Source organism: Brevundimonas sp. GW821-FHT12E07 (assembly GCF_058807035.1).
This window is the reverse complement of record NZ_JBXAQH010000003.1, coordinates 445,150-468,929: the sequence shown is the minus strand read 5'-3', so window position 1 is coordinate 468,929 and position 23,780 is coordinate 445,150. Positions and strand designations below refer to the sequence as shown.

General features: G+C 67.3%; 33 protein-coding genes. 13 read left to right on the top strand and 20 right to left on the bottom strand.

Annotated features, from left to right (window positions below):
• Nucleotides 1-54: 54 nt before the first annotated feature.
• On the top strand, nucleotides 55-801 hold the full coding sequence (gene ppk2 / locus AC1ROD_RS14050) for a polyphosphate kinase 2 (RefSeq protein ID WP_492948888.1): 747 nt from the start codon (nucleotides 55-57) through the stop codon (nucleotides 799-801).
• A gap of 195 nt (nucleotides 802-996) precedes the next feature.
• A complete protein-coding gene (locus AC1ROD_RS14045; protein WP_492948887.1) occupies nucleotides 997-1,629 on the top strand; it encodes a Crp/Fnr family transcriptional regulator in 633 nt (210 codons plus the stop codon).
• A 16-nt stretch (nucleotides 1,630-1,645) separates the two neighbouring features.
• Here the strand turns inward: AC1ROD_RS14045 and ypfJ are convergent, their stop codons facing one another.
• Both ypfJ and AC1ROD_RS14035 read right to left on the bottom strand, forming a co-directional pair.
• A complete protein-coding gene (gene ypfJ / locus AC1ROD_RS14040; protein ID WP_492948886.1) occupies nucleotides 1,646-2,509 on the bottom strand; it encodes a KPN_02809 family neutral zinc metallopeptidase in 864 nt (287 codons plus the stop codon).
• Between the two features lie 73 nt (nucleotides 2,510-2,582).
• Complete coding sequence (locus tag AC1ROD_RS14035; protein WP_492948885.1) at nucleotides 2,583-2,948, bottom strand: hypothetical protein; 366 nt, start codon at nucleotides 2,946-2,948, stop codon at nucleotides 2,583-2,585.
• Between the two features lie 108 nt (nucleotides 2,949-3,056).
• On the opposite strand from AC1ROD_RS14035, the gene AC1ROD_RS14030 reads away from it, so the two are divergent.
• A complete protein-coding gene (locus AC1ROD_RS14030; RefSeq protein WP_492948884.1) occupies nucleotides 3,057-3,257 on the top strand; it encodes a hypothetical protein in 201 nt (66 codons plus the stop codon).
• 58 nt (nucleotides 3,258-3,315) lie between these two features.
• Here AC1ROD_RS14030 and AC1ROD_RS14025 read toward each other — a convergent pair whose 3' ends face one another.
• The gene (locus AC1ROD_RS14025) at nucleotides 3,316-3,486 is read right to left on the bottom strand and encodes a hypothetical protein (RefSeq protein ID WP_492949080.1); all 171 of its coding nucleotides are present in this window, start codon (nucleotides 3,484-3,486) and stop codon (nucleotides 3,316-3,318) included.
• Here AC1ROD_RS14025 and AC1ROD_RS14020 point away from each other — a divergent pair.
• Nucleotides 3,449-4,222, top strand: a complete 774-nt coding sequence (locus tag AC1ROD_RS14020) for an EF-hand domain-containing protein (RefSeq protein WP_492948883.1) — start codon at nucleotides 3,449-3,451, stop codon at nucleotides 4,220-4,222. The genes AC1ROD_RS14025 and AC1ROD_RS14020 overlap by 38 nt on opposite strands.
• Nucleotides 4,223-4,270: 48 nt before the next feature.
• On the opposite strand, the gene AC1ROD_RS14015 is transcribed toward AC1ROD_RS14020, so the two are convergent.
• Both AC1ROD_RS14015 and AC1ROD_RS14010 read right to left on the bottom strand, forming a co-directional pair.
• On the bottom strand, nucleotides 4,271-4,924 hold the full coding sequence (locus AC1ROD_RS14015; RefSeq protein WP_492948882.1) for a class I SAM-dependent methyltransferase: 654 nt from the start codon (nucleotides 4,922-4,924) through the stop codon (nucleotides 4,271-4,273).
• Nucleotides 4,921-5,520 carry a DUF998 domain-containing protein gene (locus AC1ROD_RS14010; RefSeq protein ID WP_492948881.1) on the bottom strand — a complete coding sequence of 200 codons (600 nt, stop codon included), beginning with the start codon at nucleotides 5,518-5,520 and terminating at the stop codon, nucleotides 4,921-4,923. The genes AC1ROD_RS14015 and AC1ROD_RS14010 overlap by 4 nt, the downstream gene beginning before the upstream one ends.
• Nucleotides 5,521-5,663: 143 nt before the next feature.
• Here AC1ROD_RS14010 and AC1ROD_RS14005 point away from each other — a divergent pair, with 143 nt between their 5' ends.
• Entirely contained in the window at nucleotides 5,664-5,867 is a 204-nt protein-coding gene (locus AC1ROD_RS14005; protein ID WP_492948880.1) for a ParD-like family protein, read from the top strand.
• Complete coding sequence (map, locus tag AC1ROD_RS14000; RefSeq protein ID WP_492948879.1) at nucleotides 5,864-6,631, top strand: type I methionyl aminopeptidase; 768 nt, start codon at nucleotides 5,864-5,866, stop codon at nucleotides 6,629-6,631. The genes AC1ROD_RS14005 and map overlap by 4 nt, the downstream gene beginning before the upstream one ends.
• Nucleotides 6,632-6,641: 10 nt before the next feature.
• Here the strand turns inward: map and AC1ROD_RS13995 are convergent, their stop codons facing one another.
• Together AC1ROD_RS13995 and AC1ROD_RS13990 are read right to left on the bottom strand one after the other, a co-directional pair.
• Entirely contained in the window at nucleotides 6,642-7,616 is a 975-nt protein-coding gene (locus AC1ROD_RS13995; protein WP_492948878.1) for a polysaccharide deacetylase family protein, read from the bottom strand.
• A complete protein-coding gene (locus tag AC1ROD_RS13990) occupies nucleotides 7,613-8,563 on the bottom strand; it encodes a fatty acid desaturase family protein (protein ID WP_492948877.1) in 951 nt (316 codons plus the stop codon). Before AC1ROD_RS13990 ends, AC1ROD_RS13995 begins: the two co-directional genes overlap by 4 nt.
• A gap of 67 nt (nucleotides 8,564-8,630) precedes the next feature.
• Here AC1ROD_RS13990 and AC1ROD_RS13985 point away from each other — a divergent pair, with 67 nt between their 5' ends.
• The 4 genes from AC1ROD_RS13985 (at nucleotide 8,631) to AC1ROD_RS13970 (ending at nucleotide 10,672) form a co-directional block, all read left to right on the top strand.
• Nucleotides 8,631-9,011 carry a lysozyme inhibitor LprI family protein gene (locus tag AC1ROD_RS13985; protein ID WP_492948876.1) on the top strand — a complete coding sequence of 127 codons (381 nt, stop codon included), beginning with the start codon at nucleotides 8,631-8,633 and terminating at the stop codon, nucleotides 9,009-9,011.
• An 87-nt stretch (nucleotides 9,012-9,098) separates the two neighbouring features.
• Nucleotides 9,099-9,503, top strand: a complete 405-nt coding sequence (locus AC1ROD_RS13980) for a hypothetical protein (protein WP_492948875.1) — start codon at nucleotides 9,099-9,101, stop codon at nucleotides 9,501-9,503.
• Complete coding sequence (locus tag AC1ROD_RS13975) at nucleotides 9,500-9,697, top strand: helix-turn-helix transcriptional regulator (RefSeq protein WP_492033842.1); 198 nt, start codon at nucleotides 9,500-9,502, stop codon at nucleotides 9,695-9,697. Before AC1ROD_RS13980 ends, AC1ROD_RS13975 begins: the two co-directional genes overlap by 4 nt.
• A gap of 33 nt (nucleotides 9,698-9,730) precedes the next feature.
• The gene (locus AC1ROD_RS13970) at nucleotides 9,731-10,672 is read left to right on the top strand and encodes an alpha/beta fold hydrolase (RefSeq protein ID WP_492948874.1); all 942 of its coding nucleotides are present in this window, start codon (nucleotides 9,731-9,733) and stop codon (nucleotides 10,670-10,672) included.
• Between the two features lies 1 nt (nucleotide 10,673).
• On the opposite strand, the gene AC1ROD_RS13965 is transcribed toward AC1ROD_RS13970, so the two are convergent.
• The 3 genes from AC1ROD_RS13965 to AC1ROD_RS13955 form a co-directional block, all read right to left on the bottom strand.
• Nucleotides 10,674-11,510: a DUF3298 and DUF4163 domain-containing protein gene (locus tag AC1ROD_RS13965; protein WP_492948873.1), complete on the bottom strand. Its 837-nt coding sequence runs from the start codon at nucleotides 11,508-11,510 to the stop codon at nucleotides 10,674-10,676.
• 13 nt (nucleotides 11,511-11,523) lie between these two features.
• Nucleotides 11,524-12,549, bottom strand: coding sequence for a UbiA family prenyltransferase (locus AC1ROD_RS13960; RefSeq protein ID WP_492948872.1), 1,026 nt, complete (start codon nucleotides 12,547-12,549; stop codon nucleotides 11,524-11,526).
• Between the two features lie 72 nt (nucleotides 12,550-12,621).
• Entirely contained in the window at nucleotides 12,622-13,020 is a 399-nt protein-coding gene (locus tag AC1ROD_RS13955; RefSeq protein ID WP_492948871.1) for a hypothetical protein, read from the bottom strand.
• A gap of 279 nt (nucleotides 13,021-13,299) precedes the next feature.
• On the opposite strand from AC1ROD_RS13955, the gene AC1ROD_RS13950 reads away from it, so the two are divergent.
• Nucleotides 13,300-14,412, top strand: coding sequence for an NADH:flavin oxidoreductase/NADH oxidase (locus AC1ROD_RS13950; protein WP_492948870.1), 1,113 nt, complete (start codon nucleotides 13,300-13,302; stop codon nucleotides 14,410-14,412).
• Between the two features lie 11 nt (nucleotides 14,413-14,423).
• Here AC1ROD_RS13950 and AC1ROD_RS13945 read toward each other — a convergent pair whose 3' ends face one another.
• A complete protein-coding gene (locus tag AC1ROD_RS13945; protein ID WP_492948869.1) occupies nucleotides 14,424-14,831 on the bottom strand; it encodes a hypothetical protein in 408 nt (135 codons plus the stop codon).
• A gap of 79 nt (nucleotides 14,832-14,910) precedes the next feature.
• Here AC1ROD_RS13945 and AC1ROD_RS13940 point away from each other — a divergent pair, with 79 nt between their 5' ends.
• On the top strand, nucleotides 14,911-16,101 hold the full coding sequence (locus tag AC1ROD_RS13940; RefSeq protein ID WP_492948868.1) for a serine hydrolase domain-containing protein: 1,191 nt from the start codon (nucleotides 14,911-14,913) through the stop codon (nucleotides 16,099-16,101).
• Here AC1ROD_RS13940 and AC1ROD_RS13935 read toward each other — a convergent pair.
• From AC1ROD_RS13935 to AC1ROD_RS13910, 6 genes are all read right to left on the bottom strand, one after another.
• Nucleotides 16,098-16,223 (bottom strand): hypothetical protein, encoded by a 126-nt coding sequence (locus AC1ROD_RS13935; RefSeq protein WP_492948867.1) that lies wholly within the window; start codon nucleotides 16,221-16,223, stop codon nucleotides 16,098-16,100. The two genes, AC1ROD_RS13940 and AC1ROD_RS13935, sit on opposite strands and share 4 nt — an antisense overlap.
• A 32-nt stretch (nucleotides 16,224-16,255) precedes the next feature.
• The gene (locus AC1ROD_RS13930; RefSeq protein ID WP_492948866.1) at nucleotides 16,256-16,819 is read right to left on the bottom strand and encodes a GNAT family N-acetyltransferase; all 564 of its coding nucleotides are present in this window, start codon (nucleotides 16,817-16,819) and stop codon (nucleotides 16,256-16,258) included.
• 93 nt (nucleotides 16,820-16,912) lie between these two features.
• On the bottom strand, nucleotides 16,913-17,530 hold the full coding sequence (gene rpsD / locus AC1ROD_RS13925) for a 30S ribosomal protein S4 (protein WP_207870678.1): 618 nt from the start codon (nucleotides 17,528-17,530) through the stop codon (nucleotides 16,913-16,915).
• Nucleotides 17,531-17,709: 179 nt separating this feature from the next.
• Nucleotides 17,710-20,079, bottom strand: a complete 2,370-nt coding sequence (locus tag AC1ROD_RS13920) for a bifunctional diguanylate cyclase/phosphodiesterase (protein WP_492948865.1) — start codon at nucleotides 20,077-20,079, stop codon at nucleotides 17,710-17,712.
• A 161-nt stretch (nucleotides 20,080-20,240) separates the two neighbouring features.
• Nucleotides 20,241-21,167 (bottom strand): MBL fold metallo-hydrolase, encoded by a 927-nt coding sequence (locus AC1ROD_RS13915; RefSeq protein ID WP_492948864.1) that lies wholly within the window; start codon nucleotides 21,165-21,167, stop codon nucleotides 20,241-20,243.
• Nucleotides 21,168-21,238: 71 nt separating this feature from the next.
• Nucleotides 21,239-21,856, bottom strand: coding sequence for a superoxide dismutase (locus tag AC1ROD_RS13910; protein ID WP_492948863.1), 618 nt, complete (start codon nucleotides 21,854-21,856; stop codon nucleotides 21,239-21,241).
• Between the two features lie 200 nt (nucleotides 21,857-22,056).
• Between AC1ROD_RS13910 and AC1ROD_RS13905 the strand changes: the two genes are divergently transcribed.
• Nucleotides 22,057-22,269 carry a hypothetical protein gene (locus AC1ROD_RS13905; RefSeq protein WP_492948862.1) on the top strand — a complete coding sequence of 71 codons (213 nt, stop codon included), beginning with the start codon at nucleotides 22,057-22,059 and terminating at the stop codon, nucleotides 22,267-22,269.
• Between the two features lie 4 nt (nucleotides 22,270-22,273).
• Here the strand turns inward: AC1ROD_RS13905 and AC1ROD_RS13900 are convergent, their stop codons facing one another.
• From AC1ROD_RS13900 to AC1ROD_RS13890, 3 genes are read right to left on the bottom strand one after another with little or no spacing between them, the layout of a single operon-like run.
• Nucleotides 22,274-22,507 (bottom strand): hypothetical protein, encoded by a 234-nt coding sequence (locus tag AC1ROD_RS13900; RefSeq protein ID WP_492948861.1) that lies wholly within the window; start codon nucleotides 22,505-22,507, stop codon nucleotides 22,274-22,276.
• On the bottom strand, nucleotides 22,507-23,370 hold the full coding sequence (fghA, locus tag AC1ROD_RS13895) for an S-formylglutathione hydrolase (RefSeq protein WP_492948860.1): 864 nt from the start codon (nucleotides 23,368-23,370) through the stop codon (nucleotides 22,507-22,509). Before fghA ends, AC1ROD_RS13900 begins: the two co-directional genes overlap by 1 nt.
• Entirely contained in the window at nucleotides 23,370-23,753 is a 384-nt protein-coding gene (locus AC1ROD_RS13890; protein ID WP_492948859.1) for a VOC family protein, read from the bottom strand. The genes fghA and AC1ROD_RS13890 overlap by 1 nt, the downstream gene beginning before the upstream one ends.
• Nucleotides 23,754-23,780 lie beyond the last annotated feature (27 nt).

Here is a 23,780-nt window from a genome sequence, read left to right as displayed (position 1 = left end):
AACAGAAGCGCGACCCCGCTTGCGGTCGCAGCCGGCCGAGCCCACTCTCGAAGGATGAGCAAGAAAGACGATTACGAGCGCGATCTCGAAAAGCTGCAGATCGAACTGGTCGACACCCAGGCCTGGGCCATCGAGAAGGGGCTCAAGATCCTGATCGTCTTCGAGGGTCGCGACAGCGCGGGCAAGGACGGGGCGATCAAGCGGATCACCGAGTTCGCCTCGCCGCGACAGACCCGGGTCGTCGCCCTGCCCAAGCCGACCGAGCGCGAGACCGGCCAGTGGTATTTCCAGCGCTATGTCAGCCACCTGCCGGCGGCGGGCGAGATCGTGATCCTCAACCGCTCCTGGTACAATCGCGGCGGCGTCGAGCCGGTGATGGGCTTCTGCACGCCGCAGCAGCACGAACAGTTCCTGAAGGACGCGCCTCGTTTCGAGCGGCTGCTGGCCGATGCGGGGACTCTGATCATCAAACTGTGGCTCGACATCTCGAAAGAAGAGCAGGCCAAACGGCTTGAGGAGCGGATCGAGGATCCGCTGAAGAAGTTCAAGGTCTCCTCTCTCGACGGCGAGGCCCAGGCCCGCTGGGACGCCTATAGCGCCGCCCGCGACCGGATGCTGGAAGAGACCGATTCCGGTCACGCGCCCTGGACCGTCATCGCCACCGACGACAAGAAGACGGCCCGGATCAACATCCTGCGTCATATCCTGCACGCTATCGACCGGCCCGGCGCCAAGGTCCACAAGCCAGACCCCGACGTCGTCTTCGCCGCCGACAAATGTCAGGACCGTCTGGCGAAATAGGCGCGGGCGCCCTTTTGTACGGAACCTGACAGAACGCTGATCGTTTCGCCGCGTTAGGGCCAGCGTATTTGAGTGCGACCGAAAGTCGGTTTCCGACGGACGGCGCGCGCCGCTTTCCCCTATCCGGCGACAATGCTTATCGCAACGCTGCGCAATTCACTCATTCTGGACATGCAACCGGAGGATCGGGAGGCCTTGCTGGCCGTCTCGGTTCCTTTCGATTTCAAGGTGGGGCACGTCTTCCTCGAAGCGGGCGACCAGATCGAGCACGTCCATTTCCTGAACAGCGGCATCATTTCCGCGGTCGCTGCGATGGAGGACGGTCGCACTGTCGAGGTGTTCATGGTCGGCCGGGAGGGCGTGACCCACCCTTCGGCGACGGGCCCCGAGCCGATCCGCAGCTATTCCCGTCATGTCGCCCAGGCCGATGGCCAGTCCCGCCGGATCGAGGTGGCCAAGCTCCGTGAGCTGATGAATGAACGCCGCGGGCTACGCGCTGTGATCGCCGGCTACGCCTCCGGCCTGCAGGCGGAACTGGAACAGTCCGGCGCCTGCAACGCCCTGCACCGCGCAGATCAACGTTTCGCCAAATGGTTGTTGCGCTGCCACGACCGGATCGACGGCGACACCCTGCATCTGACCCAGGAATATCTGGGCAGCATGCTGGGCGCCCAGCGCACCACCGTGAACGAAGCGGCCCAGACCCTGCAAAAGGCCGGGGCCATCACCTACTCCCGCGGCAGGATCACCATCGTCGATCGGGCCGCGCTCGAGCGGCTGGCCTGCGAATGCTACAACGCGCGCACCGGGGAACTGGCCGGGCACTAAGGCCCGAACCTGAGGCTCAGCTCATCCCGGGCAGGCCGGTGAAGGTGTCGCACGACGACGGATCGCCGCTTTCATAACCGCGCCTCAGCCACTGGACCCGCTGGGCCGAGGAGCCGTGGGTGAAGCTGTCGGGCGCGACCTCGCGGCCTGCGCGGCGTTGCAGGGTGTCGTCGCCGATGGCGCTGGCGGTCTTCAGCCCCTCTTCCAGATCGGCGCCGTCGACGGCGACCTGGCCGCTGGAGGCGCCGGCGGCGTTCTTGGCCCAGACCCCGGCGTAGCAGTCAGCCTGAAGCTCCAGAGCCACCGAATAGCGGTTGGCCGCGGCCCCGCCGCCGGCGCGCTGCTCCTGGGCCTGGACCCGGTCCGAGGTCCCGAGCAGGTTCTGGACGTGGTGGCCGTATTCATGGGCCAGGACATAGGCGCGGGCGAACTCGGCGCCCGAGGCGCCCAGCTGGGTCTCCATCTCCTGCCAGAAGCCGAGGTCCAGATAGACCTTGTTGTCGGACGGACAGTAGAAGGGGCCCATCGCCGACTGGCCGAAACCGCAGCCGGTCGGGGTGCCCTGTTCGTACAGGACCACCGTCGGGGAATCGTAGCCGCGAATGCGGGACTTCCAGACGTCGTCGATATTGGTGCCGATCACATCGACGAACTTGCCGGCCTCATCGGTCGGGGTGCCGACCTGCCCCTGCTGCTCGGCCTGACCGCCCGCGCCCAGCGCGCCCGCGACCTGCTGGGTCGTGGAGGGGTCGATGCCGAAGACCAGATAACCGATCAACCCCAGAACCGCGACGCCGATGCCGCCGCCGGTCAGAGCGCCGCCCCCCATGCCGCGCCGATCCTCGACGTTGCCGCCTTCACGTCCGCCTTGCCACCGCATCGCCGATCCCTCCCGGAGCTTCGTTCACGCTAGCGCCGACCCTCGCGTGAGGAAAGCGCCGGGATCGAACGCCCTAATGCGGTTGGCGATCCAGCCAGCTGTCGATCTGGCCGACACCCTGGGCCGTCGCCTGACGCCGGGCGGTCGCCGCCTCGCGCGCGGCCCGTTCCTGTTCGGGCGACCTCAGGGCGGGGGTGGGAGCGTCCAACGTCGGCGAGGGGATGCGCCGGGCCTGCAGCTCCATCAGGGTCAGTCGCGTCTGTAGCGATTGCTGCCGGGCCAGGGTCTCGCTGGCCTCGGCTTGCTGACGCTGGCGTTCGATCAGATAGCGCTGGGTCTCCAGCCCGGACGTCCCCAGCGGCGCCCACGGCCTGACCTGAGCCCCGGCGGACGAGACAGAGAGGGCCAACGCGACAGTGGTCAGGGCGAATGTCTTCATGCCGCGAACATGGGCGCGTTTCCATCCGTCACCAAGCGTGACCGGAACGCCCGGGCCGCGAGGGGGTTACCGTCTGCGACGAACGACCACGCCTTTGCGAGAACGCCGATGACCGCCATGACCCCCTCCGACCCCGGCTACGGCCGCGATCAGGCGCTGGAGAAGACGCGCGGGACCGGCCGCCCCGCCGACGCCGATCTGGAGCCGCACAAGCTGGACGTCGATCCCAATCCGGACCGCCACATCCACTTCTCGCCGGATCTGACGGACGAGGACGGGACCTCCCCCGCCGCCGGCGCAGCCGCCTGATCTTCATCTTTCGGCAAGACCTGGGGCCGGTTTCAGGCACAGATCTGCGCCCGATATTTCAGAGCTGAAACATCTCAATCTTTTCAATAATTTCGCCGCGATCGCGGTCGGATTTTTGCAGGCCTCCCGGGCGCCGGGACGGGGCCTGAGAGGGCTCCGGGACACCGGCGTTTCCTCTCAAGGAGCCGAAGATGCAGATATCCTCATCGTCTGCGGCGAGTTCGAGCATGGCCCTCCAGGCCCTGCGCGACCTGTTCCAGACGAGTTCCACCGGGTCGACCGGGCAAACCTTGCCCGGCTTCGCCTCGGAAAGCGGCGGAAGTTCCCCGCCGTCGGGCCCGCCTCCGGGCCCTCCCCCCGCCTCGATGAACGGCGGAGGTTTCAGCGCTGACACAATGTCGTCCCTGCTGGGCGCCCAGGAGAGCTCCGGCTCTTCCAGCTCCAGCTTCTCGTCCGAGGTCATCGACGCCGCCGACACCAACGGCGACGGCACGGTGAGCCTGGAAGAGCTGGCGGCCTCGCTCAGCGCCGATACCTCAAGCCTGACGGAAGCCTTCAACGCGGTCGATACGGACGGCGACGGCCAGATCACCTCGACCGAGCTGGACGCGGGCTTCAAGGCCAAGGGCCCGCCTCCGGGCGGACCGCCCCCCGGACCGCCTCCCGGTCAATCCGCCTCGGCTTCGGACACGGCTTCCACCCTGCTGTCCGCCGCCGATACGGACGACACCGGATCGCTGAGCCTGAGCGAGATCAATACGATCCTCGGCAAGGACAGCGACGACACCAGCCTGACCAGCGCCTTCTCGTCGCTCGACGCGAACGGCGACGGCTCACTGGCCTCGGACGAACTGACGGCGGGGATCAAGGCCCTGTTCGAGAAGCAACTGGCCGCCTATGCGGCCAACGCCAATACGGCGACCGACAGCGCGACCAGCACGACCTCGGTCTCGCTCGCCGCCTGATGAGTTTCGGCCGCGCCTCGAATGGGCGCGGCCGTTCATCGCCTCACATCAGGGCATGGCCCAGACGCTGGAGCGTTTGATCTCGAAATCCTCGAGCTCGCGCGTCGTCGGCACCCGGTATTCGGCCAGAAACTCCAGCCCCTCCTTCGGGAAATAGGTCCGGTGCGGGTCGCCGATCAGGACGCGCGTCCCGTTGGCCCTTGCTTTCGCCAGCCACGCCAGGACCCGCTCCGTCATCGGCTTTTCGTAGCAGACGTCGCCAGCGCAGATGACGTCGGCCTCGGGCGGCAGTCCATCCAGCAGATCGACGTCGGTGAAGTTCAGGGCGACCCCGTTGGCCTGGGCGTTCAACCTCACCGCCGCGCCGCAGAAGGGGTCGATGTCGGCGCACAGGACCTCGGCCGCGCCCGCCTTCATCGCCGCCACCCCGACCAGCCCCGAGCCGGTCGCGAAATCGACCACCCGCTTGCCCGCGACCTCATCCGGGTTGTCGAGGATCCAGCGCGCCAGCCCCTGCCCGCCCGACCAGGCGAAGGCCCAGAACGGCGGCGGCAGGCCGATCTCGCCCAGCTCCTCCTCCGTCATCCGCCAGATCGGCGTGATCTCGTCGGCCAGCCACAGGGAAATCTCCGGCGTATGCGGCACGGCCTGCAGCCGGGTGTTGGCCAGGATGAAGGCCTCGGGATCGGTGATGCGGGTCAAGCGCGGCGCCACAGGGCAAAGCCGGCCACGCCGATCGGTCCGAGACCGGCCAGGGCGATGAACCGCTGGACCAGACCGCCGTAGGCCGCCCGGTCGACCGGAATGACGCCGGCCATGATCAACACCATGACGACCAGCATCAGCAGGGCGCCGATGAAGACGGTCCGCCAGGGCTTGAGCTTGCGAACCATGAAGGAAGCGAGGCTCAGCAACAGCGGCACGGCCAGCAGGGCCGGTCCTGTCGGATTGATCCGGTGGCGAGGGTCCGGCAGCGGAAACAGGCCCGCCCAGATGCAGCCCGCGGCGGCGATCGCCACGGCGAGAACGATCAGGATGTTGAGGATCAGCGGGCACCGCTCGGCCCGCAAGGCCCCGAACAGACCTACCGCCCCCGCCAGTCCGCAAGCGCCGCAAAGGAAGGCGACCGCATTGAACACGGCGGCGTAAGGGGACTTGTCCGAGCCCAGCAAGCTCGCTGCATCAGTCAGCGGACTATAGCCCGGGAAGGTCGGCCAAAGCGCGATCTGGACCCCGAAATAGAGGACGGGCAACAGCACCGCCCCGAGCAGCAGGACGGACGTCCTCGGTTGGGTCATGGGCGGCTCCTTTGGCGGTATTCGACGCCTAGAGCACAGCTTCGGCGCAGTCCACTTAACCCCCTGTCATCTTGCTCGCCCCTTGCCGCCCGCGGTCGTCGCCTATATGAAACACATACATATCGTATAGTCAGAGACACCCCATGGGCATCGTCAACATCGAGGATGAGCTGCACGAGCAGTTGCGCCGCGCCGCGAAGGCCGCCTGCCGCTCGACCAACGGCCAGGCCGCCTTCTGGATCAAGATCGGCATGCTGTGCGAGCTGAACCCCGGCCTGACCTTTCAGGAGCTGGTCGCGCGCGAGCTGAAGGCGGCGGGCGTCGAACGGGTGGATCAGGCCGCATGACCAAGACCCCGGCCGAGGTCGAGCTGATGGCCGAGGCGGGCGCCCTGCTGGCCTCCGTCTTCGCCTACCTCGATGAGCAGCCGCTGGCGGGGATGAGCACGCTTCAGGTCAACGATCTGGTCGAGACCTTCATCGTCGACAAGCTGCGCGCCCGGCCTGCCTCCAAGGGCCAGTACGGTTTCGCCTTCGCCCTGAACAGTTCGCGCAACGCGGTCGTCTGCCACGGCGTGCCCTCGCCCGACGAGATTCTGAAGGACGGCGACATCGTCAATTTCGACATCACGCTCGAGAAGCACGGCTTCATCGCCGATTCCTCCAAGACCTATCTGATCGGGAATGTCGCGGGGCCCGCGCGCAAACTGGTCAAGGCCACCTATGACGCCATGTGGAAGGGCATCCGGGCGGTGAGGCCGGGCGCGACGCTGGGCGACATCGGCTTCGCCATCGAACAGCACGCCAAACGCCACGGCTATTCGGTCGTACGCGACTTCTGCGGACACGGCATCGGGCGCGAGATGCATGAGGCGCCGCAGGTCCTGCATTTCGGCCGGCCCGGCCACGGCATGACCCTGCGCGAAGGCATGGTCTTCACCATCGAGCCCATGCTCAATCAGGGCCGCCGCACGGTCCGTACCGAAGACGACGGCTGGACCGTGGTCACCACCGACGGAAAACTCTCCGCCCAGTTCGAACACACGGTCGCGGTGACGAAGGACGGGGTGCGGGTGCTGACGCTGCGGGCAGAGGAGCGAACGGCGGCCTGAGGATCGTCGCTCAGGTCGCAGGGGCCGAGCACGGCGCACCGGCCGTTTCGCCATAGGTCACGATCCAGGCCGGGGGTTCCGCCTCCTCGGCCCCGTTGACGCGGACGCCCAGCTCCCGCGCCCAGCGATAGCCCCACATCGGTCCGAACCGGGTCGCGTAGGTCGCCGGCCGGCCATAGGCGGGATCGCTCTGCGCCTCGCTCAAGGAGACAAACCGGTATCCGCGCGCGGCATACAGACCCAGCAGTCGCTCGAGCGTATCGACGTTGATCTGGTTGACGTGAAGCAGGGCCACCTCGGCCGGCGCCCGTCCCAGAACCCGGGCGTTCAGACCGGCGTAGTAGTCGATCTCCACAGCGCTGAAGGCGACATAGGCATCGGCGATGCGGGCGGCGCAGGCCGAATCCGCCTGACCCAGAGCGCGCTGATAGGCGGCCTCGAACACATAGTCGGAGGTGTCGATGGTCGAGGTCGCGAGCGCGTAGCCATGACGCGCCGCCAGGGCCTCGATGCCCTCGCGTTTTTCGGCGGTGTCGCCGGTGTGGTTCATGGGCATGCGCAGATAGCGAAGCGGCTTTCCGGCTTCCGCCATCGCTGGCCGGATAAAGGCCTCTCCCCGAACGACCTCGGCCTCGACCTCATCGAGGGTCAGCCGGTTGGAATCGGCGTGACTCCAGGTGTGGTTGCCCAGCTCGAACCCGTCTCCCGTCCAGAGGCCGAGGACGGCGTCGCGGTCATCCGCGTCGAGCGCCTGCAGCGTCTTCTCGACGACGAAGCCCATCGCCGGCGCCTGGTGCGCGCGCAGGCCGTCGAGCAGTTTCGCGTTCAGGCCCGCGACCTCGGCCGAGCTCATTCCGGAACCGTTCGCCACCTCTCCGGCATAGGGCAGGTCATCAAAGGTCAGGGCGACGGTGCGGTTCGACTGGGCAGCGACCGGGGCGGAAGCCAGCAGCCACAGCCCGCAGACGACACTGGCGGTCCTCAACCCACCGCCTCGCGCGACGCCGCCTGCCTGAGGACTGCCAGATAGCCCGGCGCCACCTCCATTCCCTCGGCTTGCGGACGCTGGCCGATCTCGCGGTGCAGGCGCGGCAGGCTCCAGCAGGGGACGTGCATGAACAGATGATGCTCGGCGTGGAAATTGACCCAGTAGGGGGCGATGAAGGCGCGCTCCCACCAGCTCGCGCGGGTGGTGCGAGCGGCGCGGTAGGGGTCGGTCGCCGAACCCTCCACGCAGGCGTGTTCGGCGATGTTTCGCAGACGCGTCACCAGCGGAAACCAGGTCGCCATCGGCAGCAGCCACAGGGCGAACCAGACCCACCAGACCCCTGCGGCGACGAAGCCGGCCAGCATCGCCAGATTGAACAACAGGAAGGGCAGCACCGACCGGCCCGTGACGATGGAATCGTAATCGTGAGTTCCCGCCTCGGCCTTCGCCTTCCGCGCCATGGCGATGGGCAGCAGCACCCGCTGCTTGAAGAAGGTCTGGCCGGTCAGGTCGCGAAACATCTTGCGGCGAAGGGAGGCGGGCGTGACCGGAAACGGCGCCGACAGCATCAGGTCCGGATCCTCAGGCTGCTGGGCGAAGCGGTGGTGCGACAGATGATAGGGCCGGTAGGCGGTCAGGGACGCCCCGATCGGCACGGCGCACAGCCAATGCCCCAGCCAGTCGTTGAGCTTGAGGTTCTTCGCCAGCGCCCCGTGCGCCGCCTCATGCATCAGGATGGCCAGACCCAGCTGGCGCGTGCCGATGATCATCACGCAGACCGGGATCAGCACCGGCCACACCACCCCCCCCACGACGGCCAGGGCGATGACGCCCCAGGCGTGGGCGACCAGCAGCGGCCCCTTCCAGACCGAGCGCGACTGGAACGGCGCCCACTCCTCGGGCGTGAACAGATCGGACGGCGAGACGCGGGGTGCGGCTGACATGGGTTCAGGATAGCGCCGCGAAGACAGCGGGACTAGCGTGCGGACATTCCGTCATCGGAGACCGGATATGCGCCCACTTCGCCTGATCGTTTCCACCCTCGCTCTCGCCGGACTTCTGCTTGTCGGGCAGGGCGTCACGCCCCTCGCCTCGATCGCCCGCGCCGCCAGCTTCGACTGCGCCCGGGCCCGCGCGCCCGACGAGCGCGCCATCTGTGGCAACCGGGTGCTGGAGGACCGCGACGTCGAACTGTCGGTCCTCTACGGCCTGATCCTGAAGCTGGTCCCCATGGGCTCGCGCGACGCCATCCGGCGCGAACAGGCCCAGTGGCTGGCCGCGCGCGGCCGCTGCGCCGCCGACGTCCCCTGCCTGCGCCGCGCCTACGACCGCCGCATCGCCGCCCTGCGCGCCACGATCGACGAGCGGGTGGTGTCGAACGGGCCGTTCTGAACGTCAGGCGAGCCTGACGAAAAGTCACGTTGACCTTACACTAACGCCGTGTCATGTTCACCTGACATCAAGTCAGGAGAACGCGTCATGCTGCTCACGTGGAAAAACGGCACTCCAGCCGGTCGGCGCTATTTCATCCGGACCATGGCCTTCATGATCCCCTATGTGGTGGTCAACACCCTCGCCATCTTCGGCGCGTTTGATGAAATCCACGGCAAGCCAGCCGCCTGGGTTCTGGCCTTCGTCGTTGCCGCACCCATGGTCGGCCAGATCTGGGCCACGCTGAGCCTGATCCGCGAGTCTGACGAGTTCGTGCGCGCCCTGACTGCGAAGCAGTTCATCATCGCCTCCGGCCTCGCCATGGCGGTGGCCAGCATCTGGGGCTTCGGCGAGAGCTATGCGGGCGCCTATCATCTGCCGGCCTGGCTGATCTATCCGCTGTTCTGGTTCTTCTGGGGCGTCAGCTCGCCCTTCATCCGGACCTCCAAATGAAGAACCGGCTGAAACTGCTCCGCGTCGAGCGCGGCTGGACCCAGGAACAGCTGGGTCAGGCGCTGGGGGTCTCGCGTCAGGCCGTCAACGCTCTGGAGACCGAGAAGCACGACCCTTCCCTCGACCTCGCCTACCGGATCGCCGTCCTGTTCGCCCGGCCGGTCGAGGACATCTTCGAAAACCCGCACGGCTGAGGCCGGCGAACCAACCCAACCAAGGAGACTGACATGTTCTTCCTGCGTCATCGCGGGGGCGTGAGCCTGCGCGCCCTCGTCCTCGCCTCGGCGGCCGCCGCCATCATCGGCAGCGGGATCGCCGTCGGCCATGCGCTCGCCGCCGAGCCCGCCGCTGCGGCTCAGGCCGCCGCCTTCACCTCCGACCGGCTGTCGGTCGAGGTGATCGGCTCCGGCCCCGACGTCATCCTGATCCCCGGCCTCGCCTCCTCGCGCGAGGTGTGGCGGCCGCTGGCGATGCGGCTGGCGGCGACCCACCGCGTCCACCTGGTCCAACTGGCGGGCTTCGCGGGCGAACCCTGGAGCCATGGCGACGGCGCCTTCGTCGCGCCGGAGGTCGAGGAACTGGCCCGCTATATCCGCTCCGCCGGTCTCGACCGCCCCGCCGTCATCGGCCATTCCATGGGCGGCCTGTCGGGCCTGCTGCTGGCCCAGGCCCATCCCGAGCTGGTCGGACGGCTGATGAGCGTCGACTCCCTGCCCTTCTTCAGCGCCATGTACGGACCGCAGGTCACCGCCGGACAGGCTCGCCCCTTCGCCGATCAGGCCGCCACCGGCATCCTGTCCGCCGACGAGGCCACCTTCCGCACCCAGCAGGCCCAGACGGCCGCCGGCCTCGTCCGCGACCCCGCCACACGCGCCCTCGTCGTCGACTGGTCCATGGCCAGCGACCGCCACGCCCTGGCCGCCGCCCTGAAGGACGTCATGACCACCGACGCCCGCGCAGGGCTCGCCGCCATGACCACGCCCGTCACTGCCCTCTATGCCTCCGACGCCGACGGCGGCGCCCCTGCCGCCATGGCCGACGGCCTGTGGACGCACGAATACGCCGCCCTGCCGGGGGTGAAGCTGATCCGGGTGGACGGCAGCCGCCACTTCATCATGGCCGACCAGCCCGCCCGCTTCGACGCGTTAGTCGATGACTTCCTGAAGTAGCCTAGCTCTTCGGCATCAGCGGCGCGCCGGCGAATTCGTCGGCATAGGCGGGGGCCAGCAGGCTGCGGATCGCGGCCTGGGGCACCGGGACCTCATAGGAGCCTTCGGCATAGGGGCCGACCTGATAGGGGCCGACGAGGAAGACCAGACCGCCGGCCTTGCCCGGTTCGGTGCTCGGGGCCAGGACCACCGGGGTGTTGGCGGCGTGCGGGCAGCTCCAGCCCGAGGCGTCCTTCGGGTTCAGGCTGACGGTCTCGGCCTGCGGGTCGCGCTTGCGCTTCTCGGCGTTGACGGCGGCGCACAGCAGGCTGTCGAGAGCCGAAAGCGGCACGCCCGGCTTGAGCAGGCCCGAGGCCGCCACCGGCCGCTTCATCGCCTTGTCCCACAGGACGCCGGTATAGGCCGTATTGCCGTGGGCGCCGCCGGTGAACTCATAGTCCGAGCGAGCCAGGCTGAAGAGCTTGCCGGTCTCGACCGGGGTGTCGAAGGTGATCAGGGATTCATAGGCGGGCATGCCCTGGTCGCCCCCGGCCTCGGTGCGGTCGGCCTGGGCGCCCTCGACGAAGGCCTTCAGGTCCTTGACCGATTCCGCATAGAGCCGGACGTGCAGATCGGGCTGGGTCTTCACCGCCTCGGGCAGTTTCAGTTCGACCGTGGCGTAAGGGGTCTCGGACTTGTAGCCGAACGGGGCGCCCGCCGCGGCAGGGGTCTCGGCGACAGTGGCCGCCGGAGCCGGCGCCGGCGCTGCGGGTTTGTCCTTGTCGCGATTGCAGGCCGAGAAGGTCGCGGCGACCGCGGCCGTAAGCAGCAGGGCCTTCATCATCCGGGCGGAGGTCATGCGAAAGGGCTCCTCAGGCGAAGTGGACGGCGCCAAGCGCGATGGCGCCCAGCAGGATGAAACCGGCTTCCCGGTTCGACTTGAACAGTTTGAGCGCAAGCGTGGCGTTGTCGAGGCGAAGGCTGCGGACCTGCCAGACCAGATGGCCGGCGTAGATCAGGACGGCGGCGTAGAACAGCGGGCCCAGGCCGCCCGCCCAGCCCGCCGCCAGCGCCCCCGCAACGGTCAAGCCATAGAAGATCGCCACGCCGCGTCCGGCCGCCGAACCCAGCCGCCGCGCCGAGGACTTCACCCCGACCATGGCGTCGTCCTCGATGTCCTGAAGCGCGTAGATGGTGTCATAGCCCAGGGTCCAGAACACGCCCCCGGCGTAGAGGCACAGGGCCGGCAGGGCGTCGCGAAAGCCCCAGTCGATCATCAGTTCGTCACCGGCGCCGATCCCGGCCGCCGGCGCCGCCTTGGCGAGGAAGCCCACGGCCGCGACCGTCACGGCGGCGGCAAAGCCCATCAGCGCACCCCAGTTGAAGGTCAGGCCCAGCCAGGCCTGGGGCCACCAGGTGATCCGTTTCATGAAGGGATAGGCCGCCACCAGCGCCAGCGAGCCGACGCCCAGCAGGATGGCGGGCAGGTTCAAGGTCAGGAGGATGAGCAGGCTGATCAGGCTGCAGCCGATCACGAAGGCCCAGGCCTGTTTCACCGAGATCCGGCCCGACGGAATGGGACGCAGCGCCGTGCGAGAGACCTTCGCGTCGATGTCGCGGTCGACGATGTCGTTGAAGGCGCAGCCCGCCGCCCGCATCAGACAGGCGCCGATGCCGAAGCCGATGAACAGCCAGAGCGCATACAGACCGGGCGTCTCGCCGTAGCGGGCGTGGGCCAGGGCGATCCCCTGCCAGCCGGGCAGGAGCAGAAGCCAGATGCCGATGGGACGATCGAAGCGGCCCAGCTTCAGCCAGGGCTTCAGAGCCTCCGGCGCATGGGCGTCGACCCAGTTGCGGCTCGCATCGGGAAGGGGCGCATCAGGCAGGGCGGAGGACATGCCGTCTTCTAGCGCCTTCGGGGGCGGGCCGAGAAGGGCGGACGCGGCGGCGCCCGCCCCTTTTTCCGGCCTTTAGGGCAGGCGGACCGGGTTGGTCACGCTGACCGACGCGCCGGGCTGAAGGCCCAGTTCTTCATAGGTCCAGCGCAGTTCGACGCCTTCGGGCACGAGAGCCTTGCAGACGTCCGGCGTGCGGCGCGTGAGCGTCAGCCGGGTCGGGCCGTCGCCTTCAGACACCTCGACCGCGAAGGACGAGGCCTCGGTGCAGCCGTTGGAATCGGCGCGGACGACCAGGGCGCCCGGATCGAAACGGACGGCACGCAGCACCTCCGCATCGTCGCTCCAGGCGGTGGTGGTGTGCGACCCGACGCGGACCGAAACCTTATCCTCGCCGCCGCTGTCATAAATGACGCAGGCGCCCAGCAGCGGCGTAATCGCCGCCGCCAGAAGCAGGCCTTTCACGGCGCGCATTACTGGCCTTCGGCCGGAGCGGTCTGGACGACGCGGGTGGTCGGCTTGTCGGTGGCGATGATGATGCAGCCCGACAGAAGGGGGGCGGCGATGGCGATGGCGAGGGCGAGACGAAGCATTGGTGTGATCCCCTTGGACTGAAGCTTGTGACGCTTGATCACCCGACAGCGTTCAAAACACACGTGAATAATCGGAAAGGCTTTTCCACCCTGACGCGTCCCCCTTGATCCTATCCGTAACCGGCATAGCTACTGAGCCTCCTCCCCACGGACGCCTTTCATGAGCCAGCTGTTTTCGCCCCTCGCCGTCGGCCCCCTGACGCTGAAGAACCGCATCGTCATCGCCCCGATGTGCCAGTACTCGGCCGTCGACGGCGTGCCCCAGCCCTGGCACGCCCAGCACCTGGGCAAGCTGGCCCTGTCGGGTGCGTCTCTGGTGATCGTGGAGGCCACGGGCGTCGAGGCAGCCGGACGCATCTCCTGGGCCGACACCGGTCTGTGGAACGACGAACAGGAGGCCGCCTTCGCGACCCTGATCCGGGATATCCGCACCTATTCCGACACCCCGATCGGCATCCAGCTGGCCCATGCCGGGCGCAAGGCCTCGACCAATCCGCCGTGGATCGAACGCGGCGGCCCGGCCGGCGCCGACAAGGCCTGGCAGACCTTTTCCGCCTCCGCCGAGCCCTTCCGCGACGACTGGCATACGCCCGAAGCGCTGGACGAAGCGGGGATGCAGCGCGTCATCAACGGCTTCGTCCAGGCCGCTGGGCGGGCCCTGCGCGCCGGCTTCGACCTCGTCGAGCTGCACGCCGCCCACGGCTATCTGCTGACCCAGTTCCTGTCGTCGCTGTCGAACCACCGGACGGACGACTACGGCGGCTCGCTGGAAAACCGCATGCGCTTCCCCCTGCGGGTCGCTGCGGCCCTGCGCGACGCCTGGCCCCGCGACAAGGCCCTCGGCGCCCGCCTGAACGGCTCGGACTGGACCGAGGGCGGCATCACTGTGGATGAGGCGATCGCCTTCAGCCGGGCCCTGCATGACCTGGGCTACGACTATCTGCACCTCACCAGCGGCGGCAATGTCGCGACGGCCAAGATCCCCGGCGACCAGCCCGGCTATCAGCTGCCCTTCGCCGAGGCGGTGAAAGCCGCCCTTCCTGAGGCTAACGTCATCGCCGTGGGCATGATCTATGACGCCGAACAGGCCGAGCAGATCGTCGCTTCAGGTCAGGCCGATGCCGTGGCGATCGCGCGCGCGGTGCTCGACGATCCGAACTGGCCGCACCACGCGGCCTCGGCCCTGGGCCAGCCCGAGGGCCTGCCGGACCAGTATGCGCGGGCGACCGACAGCACCTGGCCGGGCTACGGCCGGGTGCACGCAAAGGCCTAGATTCGGAAGGTCTAGGTCTGGGGCAGCTGGTAGGGGTTGTTGACCGACACCCGCGCCCCGGGCTTGAGCCCCAGCTCTTCGAACGACCATTTGATCTCCACCCCCTCGTCCTCGGGGGTGGTGCAGCGGTCCTCGGAAATGCGGCGCAGGGTGATGACCGAGGCGTCGCCGTGGAAGGAGACGAACGGCTGCAGGTCGTCCTTCTTGGTGCAGCCGTTGGAGCTGACCCAGAAGACGGCGGTGTTGTTGAGCAGGGCGGCGGCGTGGATCGGCTCCAGCACGCCCGGCATGGGCGGCGGCAGATCGGCCTTGGCGGCCTGTCCCAACCCGAGGCGCGACCCCACGGAAGCGCACCCCGACAGGGCGGTCAGGGCGAGGACCGAAACCCCACAAAGAATTAATGCGCGGACGGGCGCCATGCCCCTTACCCTCAACAGCCAGAGCCGCATTATGCGCTCAATTCGCATCTGAAAGCATCCGAAAAGGCGAGCTGCCCCCATGTTGAGCATGACGTCGTCGATCAAGTCCCTGACAGCCGCCGCCACGCTCGGCCTGCTGGCCATGGCGGCCCCGGTTCTGGCCCAGACCAGTCCCCTTCCCTCGCCCGCCGCTGTCGACGCCGAGGTCCAGCGGCTGATGACCGCGACCCATTCCGAAGGGTTGGCGCTGGCGATCATCGACGAGGGTCAGGTGACCCTGGTGAAAGCCTGGGGCGACCGTAACGCCAAGGGCGACCCGCTCCAGACAGACACTGTCATGTACGGCGCCTCCCTGACCAAGGCTGTCTTCGCCTGGACGGTGATGTCGCTGGTCGACGAGGGGAAGATCGACCTCGACACCCCCATCGCGGAATATCTGCCCAAACCCCTGCCCGAGTACTGGAGCGAGGATCTCGCCGACCGCTATGCCGACTATCGCGGCCTGGCCGACGATCCGCGCTGGCGAACCATCACCCCGCGCATCCTGCTCACCCATTCGGCAGGCTTTTCAAACTTCGGCTTCCTGGAGCCGGATGGAAGGCTGAAGATCCATTACGATCCGGGAACGCGCTACGCCTATTCCGGCGACGGCCTGATCCTGCTGCAGTTCGTGCTCGAGCAGGGCCTCGGCCTCGACATCGGCGCCGAGATGCAGCGCCGGGTCTTCGACCGCTTCGACATGCCTATGACCGGGATGATGTGGCGGCCCGACTTCGCCGCCAATCTCGCCGACGGCTGGGAGGCTGACGGCTCGGTCGAGCCCCATGACGAACGCTCCAAACCGCGCGCCGCCGGGTCGATGGATACGACCATCGCCGATCTGGCGAAATTCGTGGCCGCCTATGTCCGTCGTGACGGCCTGAGCCCGGCGTCGGCGGCCGAACTGGTTCGCCCCCAACTGCCGATCCGGACCGCGACCCAGTTTCCGCCGTTTCAGGACGAACTGCCGCCGGCCGAGCAGCATGCCGGTCTGTCCGCCGGCCTCGGCGTGGTCACCTTCACGGGACCTCAGGGCCCGGGCTTCTTCAAGGGCGGGCACAATGACTCGACCGGCAATACCTGGGTTTGCGTCGAACAGAGCCGCCGCTGCGTCCTGATCCTGTCGAATGACGTACGGTCCGAAGCCGCCTTCCCGACCCTGGTCCGCTTCATCCTCGGCGAGACAGGCGTGCCCTACGACTGGGAATACGGACCGCAGCCGGCGCTCTAGGTGAGAAGGGCGGTCACGCCGATCCAGATCAGGAGCGAGAAGCCGGCCATGACGGCATAGGCCGCGAAGGCCCTTCGCGTACCCGGATGTTTGTGGCGTGTTGGGGCGTCCCAATCGAACATCGATCTCTCCTGCCCGAGATCAATGCGCGAGCCTAAAGATCGATCCGGAACCGCAAGGCCTCGCCGCCGCCATAGGCCGGCAGCTTCTGGAACCGCTCGATCAGCCGCCCGCCGTTGACTTCAATCACATGCCGCGAAGAGGCGTTGTCGGGCGTGGTAGTCAGTTCGACCCAGGGCATCCCCATACCCCGCGCCTGATCCAGCATCAGCGACAGGGCCCGCGTGGCATGCCCCTGCCCGCGTTTCCACGGCACGACATTATAGCCGATGTGGCCCAGGCAGTAGGGCGGCAGTTCCGCCGTCCCCGCCTGCCAGCGAAAGCCGATCATTCCGCAGAAGCCGCCATCCCACATCCAGCGCACGACGCCGGGCAAACGCGGGACGGCGCTGCCGTCCGGCAGTTCGACGGGTGCGCCGCGCGCTTCAGGATCGTCGAGCGAGGCGAGGAAGGCCACAGGGTTCGACCGGATCAGCGCCAGCTGCTGGTCCGCCGCTTCCTTGCCCCGCGTGCTGTCGGGCGACCAGCCCGTCTCCAGCGCCTGGACATAGCTGTCCAGATGTGCGGCCGCGGGGGTGACCAGAACTATCTCGGTCATCTTCATTCCTCCGGCCATGCGGGCGACCGGCGGGCCAAAGAAAAAGGGCCCCGGATCGCTCCGGGGCCCTTTCCATTTTCGAACGGATCGAACTTAGGACGCGTAGTATTCGACGACCAGGTTCGGCTCCATCTTCACCGCGAACGGCACGTCGGCCAGTTCGGGTTGACGGACGAAGCGGACCGAGAAGCCGCGGTCGCCCTGTTCGATGTAGTCGGGGATATCGCGTTCCGACGACTGCTGGGCTTCAAGCACCAGAGCCATGTTGCGCGAGGCTTCCTTGACGGCGACGACGTCGTCCGGCTTCACGCGGTAGGAGGCGATGTTCACCTTCTTGCCGTTGACCGTGACGTGGCCGTGGTTGACGAACTGACGGGCGGCCCAGACGGTCGGGACGAACTTGGCGCGATAGACGATCGCGTCCAGACGGGCTTCCAGCAGACCGATCAGGTTTTCCGAGGTGTTGCCCTTGCGGCGAGCAGCCTCGTCATAGGTCTTGCGGAACTGCTTTTCGGTCAGGTTGCCGTAGTAGCCCTTGAGCTTCTGCTTGGCCTTCAGTTGCAGGCCGAAGTCGGAGACCTTGGACTTGCGGCGCTGGCCGTGCTGGCCGGGGCCGTACGAACGCTTGTTGACCGGGCTCTTGGCGCGGCCCCACAGGTTTTCACCCATGGCGCGGTCGATTTTGTACTTGGCGCTGTGGCGCTTGGACATTCTATTCTCTTCAACTTGATGCGGCCCGGCATCCCCGAAAGTGGGAGTGCGATCTCAACGGCGGTCCACGCATCGTCCGTAGTGTTTTCGCGCCTTCGACCGTGAGGCCGAATGCGGGAAAGGCGGGCTTATGACGGCCCGCCTCCGTGGAGTCAATGTCCGTATGGACTTTGGCGAGGTCAGGCGACCCGACGCTGGTCCCCGGAATCGGCCTCGTTCGACAGGATAGCCTCGGGCGTTCCAACGTGTTCGGCCTCGGGCTTGGGCCGGCCCAGCAGATAGCCCTGGACCTCGCCGCAGCCCTGTTCGCGCAGGAAGGTCAGCTGGTCCATGGTCTCCACGCCCTCGGCCAGGACCGGAATGGCCAGGCTTTCGCCCAGGGCCAGGACGGCGCGGATGATGGCCTTGGACTGCGGGCTGCCGTCCAACTCGGACATGAAGGACCGGTCCAGCTTGATCTTGTCGAACGGGAAGGCGCGCAGGGTCGACAGCGACGAATAGCCGGTGCCGAAATCGTCCATGGCCACCGAGACGCCCAGCAGCTTCAGCTGGCGCAGGATGTGGGTGGTGCGGTCCAGGTCGCTGATCATCGCCGTCTCGGTGATCTCCAGCTCCAGACGCGACGGTTTGAGGCCGGTCTCGATCAGGATCTGGTGGACCAGACGCGGCAGGTCGACGTGGGCCAGCTGGATCGGCGACAGATTGACGGCGATCTTGTGCGGCTCGCTCCAGGTCGCGGCCTGGCGGCAGGCGTGGCGCAGCACCCATTCGCCGATCGGCAGGATCAGGCCGGTCTCCTCGGCCAGCGGAATGAACTGGTCGGGCGAGATGAAGGAGCCGTCGGGCTGGCGCCAGCGCAGCAGCACCTCATAACCGGTGACCTTGCCGGTCTCGAGCGAGCCCTGGACCTGATAGTGCAGCTCGAACTGGTCGTGATCCAACGCCTCACGCAGGCCCTGCGTCAGGCGGCGACGCGTGCGGACCGCCTCGTCCATCGCCTCTTCGTAGAAGCAGATCGACTGGGTCAGCGAACCCTTGGCCCGGTACATGGCCAGATCGGCGTCATTGATCAGATTGGAGGGCTCGGTCGCGTCCTGCGGATACAGGGCGATGCCGATGGCGGCCCCGCACGACACCTCGGCGCGATCGATCTCGGTCGAAACGACGATGGCCGCGCGCAGGCGCTCGGCGGCACGGAAGGCGCCGTCACGGTCCACGTCGGGCACGATGACCACGAACTCGTCTCCGCCCTGACGGGCGACGAATTCGCCGTCCAGAAGGACCGAGCGCATCTGGTCGGCGACATGGACCAGCAACCGGTCGCCTGCGGCGTGGCCATAGAGGTCGTTGACTTCCTTGAAGCGGTTCAGGTCGATGGCCAGCAGGGCCAGGCTCTCGCCGGTCTTCAGGGTCGCGACGCCGCGTTCCAGACGCTCCAGGAAGGAGGTGCGGTTGGGCAGGCCGGTCAGGCTGTCATTGCGGGCCAGATGGCTGATGCGGCGCTCCTGCGCCAGCCGGGCGCGCAGGTCGCGCACCGCGAAGATCACCGCATGGCCGCCGACGCCGGTCTCGTTGCGAATGGCGACCTCGACCGGCACATGACCTTCGTCCCGCGAGGCCAGCTGGCACTGGATCAGCGAACCTTCGGTCATGGCCTCGGCGCCCTCGATGAAGCGCTCGACCGGCTGGTCGATCAGGGCGTCCAGATCGAAGCCCGACAGGCCCAGGAAGGCCGAGTTGGCGGCGATCACCAGGCCGTCGCGCGTGACCACCATGCCGTCGACCGAGCCCTCCATCAGGTCATGCAGGCGCGAGCGCGACTGGGCGCTCATCTGGGCGTCGATCATATGGCTGGCGACGCTGATTCCCAGCACCAGGAAGGCCACGCCGGCCACGCCCAGTGCCATGATCGCCGAGGCGTCGTCGGCGGTGGTGGCCATGTCGCGCGGGGCGAAGGGGAAGATCTCCATCGCCCCCATGCCGGTGAAATGCAGGGCGACGATGGCCAGGACCATGACGCCGGCGCCGATCAGATGGGTCTTCACCGTGTCCTCGCGGGCCGCGAGGTGGAAGCTCAGCGCGCCGAGGCCAAGGGCCGCGATCAGGGAGGCGATGACATAGGGGGCCGACCAGACGACCAGGGCATCGACCGCGAAGGCCGCCATGCCGGTATAGTGCATGGTCGCCACCGCCGCGCCGAAGATGGCGCCGCCGACGGCCGGAGCCAGTCGGTGGTTCACAGCGCCGACGCCCATGGCGAGGCCGCAACCGATCATGGCCACCAGAAGGGAGATGCCGGTCAGGACGGGGGCATAGGTCACCGCCACACCCGGCTGATAGGCCAGCATCGCGACGAAATGGGTGCACCAGATGGTGGCCCCGGCGGCCACGGCGCCGAGGAAGAGCCAGGCCGTCTTTTGGCCGTCCAGGCGGCTGCGAATGCGGTTGAACAACCGGATGCTGGTCCATGCGCCGACGACACAGATCGCCGCCGCCAGCAGGACGAGCAGAAGGTTATGATCCTGAACCAGACAGGAAAGAATACGCATCAACGGCCGGGGAGAGCTGTTTCGGGGTACGCCACCCTAGCCGTCGCTGGTTAATAAACCGCCCCCGTATGACCGTTACCGGGCACCGGAATACTGGTGAATACTGATCTCACAACCAAAGATTGTTTTACCCTCTCGCCGTATAACCTTGGTCTCAGGTCTCAGTTCTCCGGAACCCAGATATAGCCTTCAGCGGCCTTCTGAACCCGCCCGATCCCGGGGAATGGGAAATGATGAACGTAAACGCGCTCGCCCGAGGCGGCGAGGGCCGCGAGTTCGGCCTGACGTTGGGCTGCCCCCGCGACCTTGTCGCCGTCATAGCCCATGGCCCATTCCGGATGGGCCAATGAGACGGCGAAATGATGGGCCGTGTCGCCGGCGTAGAGCAGCTTCTGACCATCCGAAGCGATCTCGTACAGCGTATGACCGGGCGTATGGCCGGTCAGGGCGATGGCGGTGATGCCGGGCGCGACGACCGCGCCGGGGGCGAAGGCCTGGACCCTGGGCGCAATGGCCTGAACAAGGACCGCCATCTCCGGATTGGCCTGCAGCGAAGCCCATTCGGCCTGCGACATGCGGATCGTGGCGTTCGGATAGGTCAGGGCGCCGTCTGCCGTGACCAGACCGCCAACGTGATCGGGGTGGCCGTGGGAGATCAGGACGTCGGTGATCGAGGCAGGATCGACGCCCGCCTCGGCCAGGCTCGAGCTCAGCTTGCCGGCCTTGTCGCCAAAGGCCGCGCCCGCGCCGGCGTCGATGAGGACCGTGTGATCGCCATCCTTGACCAGCAGGGGATGGATGCTCAGCGCCAGACCATCCGTCGGCTGGCCGGCGGCCGCCAGAACCGCGGCGACCGCCTCAGGCGTCTGACCCACGCCGAAGACCGAATTGTCGTTCGGCACGAGGTTGTCGCCGTCCAGCAGCGCATAGGCCTGAAGCGCGCCGACCTTGAACGGATAAACCGCATCCGACGCGACGACGGCCGCCGCCTCCGTCTTGGCCTCGGGCCGCCTGGCGTTCTCCGCCGGGGTGCAGGCGACCGCGGCCAGCATCAGGGCGGCGACGGCACTCGTGGTGATCAGCTTCATGGACGCATCCTCCAGTGACGAAAACGCCCGCCGGATCGACCGGCGGGCGCTCTATTCGAAATCGTTCGGCCTCAGCCCACTTTCGCGGCGGCGAAGCGTTCGTTGACCTTGTTCCAGTTCACGATCGGCCAGAAGGCGCCGAGGAAAGCGGGGCGCTTGTTCTGGTAATCGAGATAGTACGCGTGTTCCCAGACGTCATTGACCAGAAGCGGCACGCCCTTGTCCGGGTTGATGTCCATCAGGGAGTTGTCCTGATTGGGGGTGTTGATCACCCTCAGCTTGCCGTCGGCGAAGATCAGCCAGGCCCAGCCGGAGCCGAACTGGGTGACACCGGCCTGTTCGAAGGCGGTCTTGAAGGCGTCCATGCCGCCCAGATCGGCGTCGATGGCGGCGGCCAGCTCGGCCGAGGGTTCGCCGGCCTCAGCGGCGGGGGCCATGCTTTCCCAGTAGAAGATGTGGTTCCAGTAACCGCCGCCGTTGTTGCGCACCGCCTTCGGGTACTTCGACATCTCGGCGAAGATCTCTTCCAGCGACTTGCCCTCGGCCTCGGTCAGGCCGTCCAGCGCCTTGTTCAGGTTGTCGGTATAGGCCTGATGGTGCTTGTCGTGGTGGAACTCCAGCGTCTCCTTGCTGATCACCGGCGACAGGCCGTCGTAGGCGTAAGGCAGCGGGGGCAGGGTGAAGGCCATGGGAGAGCTCCGTGCGGCGGGTTGTGCGGTCAAGGTTGTAAGGCAGCAGATAGTCCGCCCGTTCGCCGAACCCAAGCCGAAGGACGCGTTTTCGTTCCTCTTGCGAGTCGTTAGCTATTTTGCTCGGGAACGGAACCGCCCTTGCAACCATTGATGGCTCGGGACGGGGGGGCTGCCATGAAACCATGGAGGACTGCCGCGTGCGACAGTCGCTGAGCTACTATCCCCCGCGACTGAGCGAGACTCAGCTCGACCAGTTGTGCCGGCAGGTCCGCGAGGCGGCGGACTATATGGCCGACGAACAGATCCTCTGCCTCGCCGATCATCTGCACGACGCCCTGCGCACGCGCCGCCAGCTGCGCGGCAAGGTGCATCACCGCATCGACGACCGCCTGCACCCCGGCGGCAACTAGGGCTTCAGCCGGTCGGCAGATTGGCCTTCAGGCAATCGCGGATCTGACGCTTCAGCGAGCCCGAAGTGTTCAGGAAATCCGCGCCCTCAGCCTCCAGCACGGCCTTGACCGCAGCGTCCAGCCCCTGCGGCAGGGCGGCGATCACCCGCTTCTCGCCCTTCACATGCAGGCAGTAGCCCAGCTCGCGGCACAGGGCGGCGAACATCTCTGCGTAGTCGGGTTGGTCGGCGTCGGTCATCAGGGTTTCAGTCGTTTGGCGTGGAAGGCCACATGGTCGGCGATGAAGCTGGCCATGAAGAAATAGGAATGGTCGTACCCGGGTTGCATCCTGAGCGTCAGGGTTTGGCCCGCGGCCTTCGCGGCCTCCACCAGCAACTCCGGCTTCAGCTGATCCACCAGAAAGCCGTCGGCGTCGCCCTGATCGACCAGGATGTCGTCGAAGGCGCGCCCTCCCCCAGGGTTTTGGCCTGCTCCGCCCGCGATCAGTTTCGCGGCGTCATGGGCGTCCCAGACGGAGCGGTCCTCGCCCAGATAGGCGGTGAAGGCCTTCTCGCCCCAAGCGCAGCGGGTCGGCGAGGCGATCGGCGCGAAGGCGGAGACCGATTTGAACAGTTCGGGACGACGCAGGGCGAGCGTCAGCGCGCCGTGGCCGCCCATGGAATGGCCGCTGATCGAGCGGGTCTTTGTGGTCGGGAATTCGGCGTCGATCAGGGCGATCAACTCCTCGACGACATAGGTCTCCATGCGGAAATGCGGCGTCCAGGGCTTCTCCGTCGCATCGACATAGAAGCCGGCGCCCTGACCCAGATCATAGGCCGCATCATCGGCGACCGCCCTGCCCTTCAGATCCGGCCCGCGCGGCGAGGTGTCGGGCGCGACGATGATCACCCCGTGCTCCGCCGCCGCGCGATAGGCCCCCGCCTTGGTGGTGAAATTGTCCTCGGTGCAGGTCAGGCCGGACAGCCAGATCAGCACCGGGAAGGGCCCGGTCCCGGGCGGGACGAAGACCGACAGGGTCATGGGCGTGCCGGTCGACACGCTGTCGTGCTTCAGATAGCGCAGCGTCCCGCCATGGACGACGTGGGTCCTGGTCGTTTCCATCAGCCGACGCGATGCACGGCGCAGATCTTGTTGCCCGACGGATCGCGCAGATAGGCCAGGTTGAGCGTGCCGAAGGTTCCGTTGCGCTCGCCGGGCGGATCCTCGATGGACGTGCCGCCGGCCGCGACGCCGGCGTCGTGGAAAGCTTTCACCATCGCCGCATCCCTGGCCGCGAAGCCGATGGTGCCGCCGTTGGCGTGACAGGCAGGCTCGCCGTCGATCGGCTTGCCGATGGCGAAGGCGCCCTTGTCCGTGCGCCACCAGTAGCGGCCCTTGGGATCCGGTCCGACCGAGGCCGGAAGGCCCAGCGTCGGCAGAACCGCATCATAGAATTTGCGCGACGCCTCGACGTCGTTGGCGCCCACCGTCAGGTGCGTGAACATGTGTTTCTCCTCCCTCTGTTGTCGTTA

Coding starts and splice junctions, on each gene's coding strand:
- ypfJ (WP_492948886.1), bottom strand. CDS start 2,509: ATGCGGTGGCAAGGCGGACGTGAAGGCGGCAACGTCGAGGATCGGCGC.
- AC1ROD_RS13980 (WP_492948875.1), top strand. CDS start 9,099: ATGCTGCTCACGTGGAAAAACGGCACTCCAGCCGGTCGGCGCTATTTC.
- AC1ROD_RS13950 (WP_492948870.1), top strand. CDS start 13,300: ATGAGCCAGCTGTTTTCGCCCCTCGCCGTCGGCCCCCTGACGCTGAAG.
- AC1ROD_RS14005 (WP_492948880.1), top strand. CDS start 5,664: ATGGGCATCGTCAACATCGAGGATGAGCTGCACGAGCAGTTGCGCCGC.
- AC1ROD_RS13985 (WP_492948876.1), top strand. CDS start 8,631: ATGCGCCCACTTCGCCTGATCGTTTCCACCCTCGCTCTCGCCGGACTT.
- fghA (WP_492948860.1), bottom strand. CDS start 23,370: ATGGAAACGACCAGGACCCACGTCGTCCATGGCGGGACGCTGCGCTAT.
- AC1ROD_RS13900 (WP_492948861.1), bottom strand. CDS start 22,507: ATGACCGACGCCGACCAACCCGACTACGCAGAGATGTTCGCCGCCCTG.
- ppk2 (WP_492948888.1), top strand. CDS start 55: ATGAGCAAGAAAGACGATTACGAGCGCGATCTCGAAAAGCTGCAGATC.
- rpsD (WP_207870678.1), bottom strand. CDS start 17,530: ATGTCCAAGCGCCACAGCGCCAAGTACAAAATCGACCGCGCCATGGGT.
- AC1ROD_RS13955 (WP_492948871.1), bottom strand. CDS start 13,020: ATGCGCGCCGTGAAAGGCCTGCTTCTGGCGGCGGCGATTACGCCGCTG.
- AC1ROD_RS14035 (WP_492948885.1), bottom strand. CDS start 2,948: ATGAAGACATTCGCCCTGACCACTGTCGCGTTGGCCCTCTCTGTCTCG.
- AC1ROD_RS13990 (WP_492948877.1), bottom strand. CDS start 8,563: ATGTCAGCCGCACCCCGCGTCTCGCCGTCCGATCTGTTCACGCCCGAG.
- AC1ROD_RS13975 (WP_492033842.1), top strand. CDS start 9,500: ATGAAGAACCGGCTGAAACTGCTCCGCGTCGAGCGCGGCTGGACCCAG.
- AC1ROD_RS13965 (WP_492948873.1), bottom strand. CDS start 11,510: ATGACCTCCGCCCGGATGATGAAGGCCCTGCTGCTTACGGCCGCGGTC.
- AC1ROD_RS13935 (WP_492948867.1), bottom strand. CDS start 16,223: ATGTTCGATTGGGACGCCCCAACACGCCACAAACATCCGGGTACGCGA.
- AC1ROD_RS13890 (WP_492948859.1), bottom strand. CDS start 23,753: ATGTTCACGCACCTGACGGTGGGCGCCAACGACGTCGAGGCGTCGCGC.
- AC1ROD_RS13910 (WP_492948863.1), bottom strand. CDS start 21,856: ATGGCCTTCACCCTGCCCCCGCTGCCTTACGCCTACGACGGCCTGTCG.
- AC1ROD_RS14020 (WP_492948883.1), top strand. CDS start 3,449: ATGCAGATATCCTCATCGTCTGCGGCGAGTTCGAGCATGGCCCTCCAG.
- AC1ROD_RS13945 (WP_492948869.1), bottom strand. CDS start 14,831: ATGGCGCCCGTCCGCGCATTAATTCTTTGTGGGGTTTCGGTCCTCGCC.
- AC1ROD_RS13970 (WP_492948874.1), top strand. CDS start 9,731: ATGTTCTTCCTGCGTCATCGCGGGGGCGTGAGCCTGCGCGCCCTCGTC.
- AC1ROD_RS13930 (WP_492948866.1), bottom strand. CDS start 16,819: ATGACCGAGATAGTTCTGGTCACCCCCGCGGCCGCACATCTGGACAGC.
- AC1ROD_RS14010 (WP_492948881.1), bottom strand. CDS start 5,520: ATGACCCAACCGAGGACGTCCGTCCTGCTGCTCGGGGCGGTGCTGTTG.
- AC1ROD_RS13920 (WP_492948865.1), bottom strand. CDS start 20,079: ATGCGTATTCTTTCCTGTCTGGTTCAGGATCATAACCTTCTGCTCGTC.
- AC1ROD_RS14025 (WP_492949080.1), bottom strand. CDS start 3,486: ATGCTCGAACTCGCCGCAGACGATGAGGATATCTGCATCTTCGGCTCC.
- AC1ROD_RS13940 (WP_492948868.1), top strand. CDS start 14,911: ATGTTGAGCATGACGTCGTCGATCAAGTCCCTGACAGCCGCCGCCACG.
- AC1ROD_RS13960 (WP_492948872.1), bottom strand. CDS start 12,549: ATGTCCTCCGCCCTGCCTGATGCGCCCCTTCCCGATGCGAGCCGCAAC.
- AC1ROD_RS13915 (WP_492948864.1), bottom strand. CDS start 21,167: ATGAAGCTGATCACCACGAGTGCCGTCGCCGCCCTGATGCTGGCCGCG.
- map (WP_492948879.1), top strand. CDS start 5,864: ATGACCAAGACCCCGGCCGAGGTCGAGCTGATGGCCGAGGCGGGCGCC.
- AC1ROD_RS14030 (WP_492948884.1), top strand. CDS start 3,057: ATGACCGCCATGACCCCCTCCGACCCCGGCTACGGCCGCGATCAGGCG.